Raw genomic sequence first — 6,524 nt, 5'->3', positions numbered from 1 at the left:
GACGCACACACTTGGCCTATATCGAACCAACTCCAACAAGGTGGGGTTCCGCTATGGCCAGGTTTCTAACTTACGACCTCAACCCAACGCACTACCCTGACATAATCGCGTTGCTGTTAACATGACATATTGACGTTGCCACGACAGTCGGTATTATTGTTGGTGTCGGTGGCGCGAACTTGAAAGGTATGACTGCCAGCCGCTAAACCCGTGTAGCTCGTTGGGCTAGAGCAGGCGGCGAAAGCACCGGCGTCGAGACTACAGGAAAAGGTACTGCCCGACTCGGTCGCAGTGAACGTAAACGTCGCGACGGTGAGATTCGTAACCGCCAACGGAGTTCCAGTTATGTTCGTATCCGGCGGCGTCGTATCGAACGTCGCTAGTGCGTTTAAAATTCGAATCCGCGGCTTGGTGATGCCATTGCGAGTATCTAAAATTGGCAAGCCGCTGCTCTGCAAAGCGCTAAGGGCTTGGCTGACCGTGAGTCCGGGCAGCGCCTGCTTGATCAACGCGAACGCGCCGGTCACATGGGGCGTCGCCATGGAGGTCCCCTGGAAATTGGCATATCCACCGCCAGGAACAGACGATGTGATCACTTGGCCCGGCGCCAACAACGACAGAAAAGAAGCGCTGTTGGAAAACGATGAGATTGCGTCTTGAGTAGATCCGCCCGAGCCGTCGCCAGTGGAACCGACGCTGACCGCGCTGGAAATACAAGCTGGAAAAGAAAGTTGGTTGGTAAAACCGTTGTTGCCAGCCGCAATCACCGTGGCGATATTCGCCGCACGCAACGAATCGATAATCGGTTTTCTCGGGTCGCTATCGCAGTTAGTCGTCGAACCGCCGCCGCCGATGCTCATATTGACCGAGGAAAAATTTATAGGAGTTGCGCACGGCGTAGACTCGCTGCAACCCCGCCATCTGATCCGACGTGTAGGTCAAAATGCACGGCGAAGAAGAACCGCATAAACTAACGTTGACGAATTGGGAAAAAATCTGCACGGCCATCACATTCGCGTTCTTGGCGACGCCCGAAAATGCCGCCACCGCGCCACCTTGACCGTCGCCCGTGGCGATCCCGGCGACATGGGTGCCGTGGCTGCAACTGGACAACGCGCAGGGCACGCCCGATCCCACCGCCGTGGAACTGGTCACCCCACCGGGGCAAACACTGGTAGCGCCATCGGTAGCATTGTTACTCGAATAACAAGCTTCCTCGACAACGTTCTGGAGGAACGGATGGGTTTTGTCGACACCGGTATCGAGAATCGCCACGACTACGCCGGTGCCGTCATAAGGCACGCCATTGAAACCGCCAGCCCACACTTGGTTCGCCTGCACGATCGGAATACTCTCAGCCAACAGCGGCTGTTCCAACTTGTCTTCGAAGACTTGCGCGACCAAGCCCGGTAGAGAGTCGAGGGTTTGCAAGCCGTCACTGCCCAATTCCAAAACGATAAAGGGAAAATCTTCGAACTGGTGATGCACCTTATGCGCCACACCGAGGAGCGCGCCGCGCACCGAACCGTGCGCCTTGGCAATCTCCGCCCGGCGCAGATCGACCATCATGTCGCTGGCCGTGGGATCGGCATGAAGGTCGCCCGCCTCCAGTTGCACGATGACGCGCACGCTATCTTCGCGCCGCGCCCGTTGCATCAGCTCTTGCGCCACCCGCGGCGCTGCCGCACCCTGCGCCGACTCGGCAACGATCAGAACCAGAGACAAAAACGATGCGAGCGCAAACCATAAACGATTTAGTGTTTTGCCGACCATTGTTAAAAACTCCTACCGTGGGCTTCGAACATTGAAATCAGTTGCGAGTCCCCCCAAGGCCACGCAAGCCTATCACAACGCCGCGGGGTGATTGCAACAACCGCAGCAACTAACCGGACCAGCAGCTTTCCACCGCAAGGCATTTTAAGGAAGTATTCACGACATTCCATGACCGTGGGACGAAGTTAATTAGAAAATAATTTGCGTCAGCCTCTGCAAAACCGTGGGAGTGGCAAGTGATTCGCGGCGATCCGTCGCTAGCACTGCCATCCAGCGCCGCGGACTTTTAGCGAATCATGAGCTGTGATAAACGATTGTTGCATTGCGACGAGTCTTTTATCCACACTGAACAAGCCATTTCATTCTCCAACGCGCGCGGCGATCGTCTCGCTGGTGTGCTTCATGCTCCCGCGGCGAAAGGGGACCAGTGCGGCGCCGCGATCCTGTGTCATGGCATGGACTCGGATAAAAACAGCGCGAAGTTAATTTTTCTCAGCCGCGCATTAGCCGAAGTCGGAGTAGCGACGCTGCGCTTCGATTTCAGCTACGTCGGCGCATCGAGTGGCAAGTATGAAGATCTCACTTGCAGCGGCGAGGTCGACGACCTGTGCGCCTACGAACTAATGCAGCAGCGCTATCCCGGCAAACTGGGAATCTTCGGCTCAAGTCTGGGCGGCACTGTGGCGTTACTATTCGCGGCGCAGCAACCCAAGGTTGCCGCGCTAGCGACCCTCGCCGCACCCCTTCACCCTGAGGAATTTCCCAAACGAATGCTCACACCGCCGCAACTGCAACAATGGCGCGAGGAAGGATTGACTTACTACAATGGCCGGCAGCTCAACCGCACGTTGCTCGAGGACTTGGAGAAGATCGACGTTGTCGCCGCGGCAAAATCCATTCGCTGCCCGGTGCTAATACTCCACGGTGACGCCGATCAAGTGGTGCCGGTCGCAGAGGCCCACGAGCTGAACGGTTGTCTGACGACGAAGACGCGCTTAACGGTTTATCCCGGCGCCGACCACCGTTTATCCGATCCGAGCGTGATGCGAAGCGCCATGGCCGAAGCATTGGAATGGCTGACGAAACATGTAGGATAGTCGTGATGGTCAAAAAAATATTTTCACCCATCGCGTTCGCCGTCTTTTTGTTAGCCAACGGCTGCGGCCACGATCTCAACAGTCCCCAGGGCGTCGCCGAAGAATTTGTCGATCAGCATTACGTGCAAATCAATTTAGCACAGGCGAAAAAATACGCTGTCAGCGTCGCCCTCGCCAAGATCGACGAAGAGATCCGCCTCACGACCGGCCAGTCCATTGACGCTACAACGCAGAAACCGCGGGTTAATTATCAATTGTTGGAAAAGAACGAGACCGAAAAACGTTCGACCTATTTGTACGAGGGAAAAATCCAATCGGATGACGGCACGTCGTTTACAAAGAAATGGCTAATTACCTCGCGCCTGGAAGGCAACCAATGGCGCGTGTCGAATTTTACCGAATCCGACTAAAAACAAGAATGAAGACGGGCGAGAGTTCGCTCGTCACTTCATGCTTCCGCCTTCAGACTCTTTTTCACGCGCCCGCCGGTTGCACACTCACGGTGGGCGGTGCCGCTTCTTTAGCTTTCGGCTTGATGTTGAGCGCTAACGTCGCCGCGATCATGGCGATCACGCCGCCGGCAAAAAACGCCGGCTGGTAATCGCCGACGTAGGTTCGCACCGCGCCCGCCGCCGAGGCCATGATCGCCGCGCCGACCTGATGCGACATAAAAATCCAGCCGTAAACTTTGCCGACGTTTTGTCGGCCGAACGTGTCCGCAGTGATCGCCATCGACGGCGGCACCGTGGCGAACCAGTCCAAGCCGTAGATGATCGCAAACGCCACCAAGCCGACGTAATCGCGCATGAAGGGCAGCAACAAGAGCGAGCAACCGCGCAGCGCGTAAACCAGCGCCAGCCATTTGTGCGGCTGCACTTTATCGATCATCCAGCCGGAAAAAATCGTCCCGACCATATTGAGCGCGCCCATCAAGCCGAGCAGGCTGGCCGCGGCGATCTGGGGAATGCCGATTTCGATTTCATGGGGAATCAAATGTGTGCCGATGAGTCCATTGGCGGTGCCACCGCACACGAAGAAGCTACCGCAAAGCAGCCAGAAGGTCCGGTTGCTAACCACTTCCTTCGCCGTGATCGTGGCGTTCTTGGACGACATACCACGCAGCGAAGTCGTACCGCCAGCGGCGGCCATGGGATCGTCGGCGCCATAGGGCTGCAAGCCGACTTCAGAGGGGTCGTCGCGCATGAAAAAATAGATCAACGGCAGTAAAAACATCGCCACGATGATCAGCGACATAGATCCTAATCGCCAGCCGGCGTACTGGATCATCGCCATGAACAGCGGCAAGAAAATAATTTGCCCCGTGGAACTGGCGCTGCCAAGAATGCCGAGAGCGAGGCCGCGCTTGGCGACAAACCAACGATTGCCCACGGTGGCGGTCAACACCGATCCAACGCCGCCGGCGCCGACGCCAACGATGATTCCCCACACTAGAAAAAACTGCCAGAACTGGGTCATCATCATGGTGCCGCTGACGCCGACGATCAACATCGTCAAACTGCCCATCATCACTTTGCGCGGACCGAAGCGATCGATGAGATAGCCGCTCACCGGCGCGGCGACGCCGAAGAGCAAGAGATTCATGCTCACCGCCGCGGCGATCATCGTCCGGCTCCAACCGAACTCGGCTTCCAACGGATGAATCAAAACCGACGGCGAAGAACGCACGCCGGCGCTGGTGAGCGTGGTCAAGAAACAGAGCGAGATGACCAGCCAGCCGTAGTGAAAGGGCAAAGCGAGCGGCGGTTGCTTCTGCGGATTCCCCGAGCTGTTATTTTCCATCTCTCCATATAGCCCGGATTCCCGCCAAATCACAAACCGGCGGCAAAATTGACAGGCGCACACTCGATCAGGTAGTTTTCACAAGTCTACACCGATTAACTAATCCACGACCCGAGCAGCGTGGTTCGACCAAGTGCTGGGCGCAAAGACTTAACCCGGAGTCAAAATTCCCATGACGCTAAAACGTTTGTTAGTCTTGTCAGTCCTATTAGTTCCATCCGACCCACTCAAAGCCCAGCTCGGCCCGCGCGAAGAAATCCCCTTCGTGCCGACGCCCATCGAAGTCGTCGATAAAATGCTCGAACTGGCGGAAGTCAAAAAAGGCGACGTGGTTTACGATCTCGGCAGCGGCGACGGCCGCATCGTCATCCGCGCCGCGAAAAAATACGGCGTCCGCGCCGTCGGCATCGAAATGGACCGCCTGCTGCTCGAAAAAGCGCGCAAAGACGCCAAAGCCGCCGGCGTCAGCCACTTGGTCGACTTCCGCGCCGAAGACGCCATGAAGACCGACCTGTCGAAGGCCACGGTGGTCACGCTCTACATGCTGCCCTGGTTCAACGAAGCGATGAAACCGAGATTGCAGAAAAATCTCAAACCCGGTGCCCGCATCGTCGCCCACGACTTCGGCATCGAAGGCTGGGAACCGGACAAGACCGAAAAACTCTCCGAGATCGAGATCAAACTTGGCGGGCTGCGCCATCAGCACACGCTTTTTTTGTGGCGCATTGGCGATTTAACTTCAATGACCCAGCCTTGATTCACGAACAGCAGACTTCTGTCAATCACTCACAGCATTTGGTTCCTAGCAAAAAAGCGCCAGCGCTTCATTTTGATTGAAGAACTTTTGTAGGGGCGAAAGATTTTTCGTCCTGCTTCGCTGCATTCGCGCCTTCAATAGGTAGCAATGAATTCCCCATTGACAAGCCGTTAACCGCTGTACTAGCTGTACTAATTGTCGGCCTAAATCATTTCCGATGGAGGACGCCGTGATAAATCAACAGCTGATTAGCAAGCTTACTATTCTCGCAATCTTCCTTCATCTTATTGGATGTGCGAATTCGAGCCCGGTCTCCGTTACCAGGATCTGATGCGGCCACGTCAGCCCACTGCAACGCAAGTGCAGGAAGGGTTCGAAGTTTCAATAGAAGAATTTGTGACAGCGCAAAAATCGCAGCAAGCGTTTGACGCCGACATGGCTCCAGCCGGTATTCTGCCACTCCTGCTCAAAGTAAATAACAACGGTACCCAAAGCTACGGGCTACGAGAACATGAAATAAGCGTCTTTCTGGGCAAAGAATCCCTATCGTCGCTTTCAGGACAAAAAGCCGCGTCCCAAGCTGCCAACAGCGAGTACGCAGGAAAAGCTTTGGGTTGGACCGCGCTCACCGGACCATTTGCAATCATACTGTAGCCAGCCACCATCGCCGGATCTGCCAGCCACACCGCCGCCGTCAACCGTCGAATCGAGCAACATTTTGAAAGCGTGCGGTTCAATGATTCCCTCCTCAGGCCGAATCAGTCCGCGACCGGATTTCTTTACTTCACACTGCCGGCGGGAATCAAAAGGTTGGAGAACCTGAGGATTGAAGTAACACCATCGGAGGAACAGACTTCGAAGCGACTTACTTTTTCGCTTTCTTTACCGACGCTGGATCTTTCCAGCGCGGTAGCGAGCCCCACATCGGGCACAACCAGAGACAACAATCCTTAAGGAATCTCTGAACAAGTCATCTAGCAAGTCGTCTAATAACGAAGAGCAGAAAGACCGACAAGGTGAGGCGGGAGGAAAGAGCGTGGGGGAGCAGACAACGTTTGCGAGTTTGGCGTGGGCGAGAAAGAAAAAGCAGAGCAAGC

General features: G+C 55.7%; 7 protein-coding genes. 4 read left to right on the top strand and 3 right to left on the bottom strand.

The features are described 5' to 3' along the window. Window positions 1–116: 116 nt before the first annotated feature. Both EXR70_24635 and EXR70_24630 read right to left on the bottom strand, forming a co-directional pair. Entirely contained in the window at window positions 117–860 is a 744-nt protein-coding gene (locus tag EXR70_24635; GenBank protein MSP41684.1) for a hypothetical protein, read from the bottom strand. Next, entirely contained in the window at window positions 829–1,773 is a 945-nt protein-coding gene (locus tag EXR70_24630) for a hypothetical protein (protein ID MSP41683.1), read from the bottom strand. The genes EXR70_24635 and EXR70_24630 overlap by 32 nt, the downstream gene beginning before the upstream one ends. A gap of 296 nt (window positions 1,774–2,069) precedes the next feature. Here EXR70_24630 and EXR70_24625 point away from each other — a divergent pair, with 296 nt between their 5' ends. Continuing rightward, the gene (locus EXR70_24625; protein ID MSP41682.1) at window positions 2,070–2,870 is read left to right on the top strand and encodes an alpha/beta fold hydrolase; all 801 of its coding nucleotides are present in this window, start codon (window positions 2,070–2,072) and stop codon (window positions 2,868–2,870) included. A gap of 5 nt (window positions 2,871–2,875) precedes the next feature. Next, window positions 2,876–3,280, top strand: a complete 405-nt coding sequence (locus EXR70_24620) for a hypothetical protein (GenBank protein ID MSP41681.1) — start codon at window positions 2,876–2,878, stop codon at window positions 3,278–3,280. 64 nt (window positions 3,281–3,344) lie between these two features. On the opposite strand, the gene EXR70_24615 is transcribed toward EXR70_24620, so the two are convergent. Further along, window positions 3,345–4,670, bottom strand: coding sequence for an MFS transporter (locus tag EXR70_24615; protein ID MSP41680.1), 1,326 nt, complete (start codon window positions 4,668–4,670; stop codon window positions 3,345–3,347). 172 nt (window positions 4,671–4,842) lie between these two features. Here EXR70_24615 and EXR70_24610 point away from each other — a divergent pair, with 172 nt between their 5' ends. Together EXR70_24610 and EXR70_24605 are read left to right on the top strand one after the other, a co-directional pair. Next, window positions 4,843–5,427, top strand: a complete 585-nt coding sequence (locus EXR70_24610; GenBank protein MSP41679.1) for a class I SAM-dependent methyltransferase — start codon at window positions 4,843–4,845, stop codon at window positions 5,425–5,427. Between the two features lie 396 nt (window positions 5,428–5,823). Then, window positions 5,824–6,081: a hypothetical protein gene (locus tag EXR70_24605; protein ID MSP41678.1), complete on the top strand. Its 258-nt coding sequence runs from the start codon at window positions 5,824–5,826 to the stop codon at window positions 6,079–6,081. Window positions 6,082–6,524: the final 443 nt, after the last annotated feature.

This window comes from Deltaproteobacteria bacterium (assembly GCA_009692615.1).
Lineage (GTDB): Bacteria > Desulfobacterota > Binatia > UBA9968 > UBA9968 > DP-20.
This window is presented reverse-complemented; position numbering and strand designations above follow the sequence as displayed.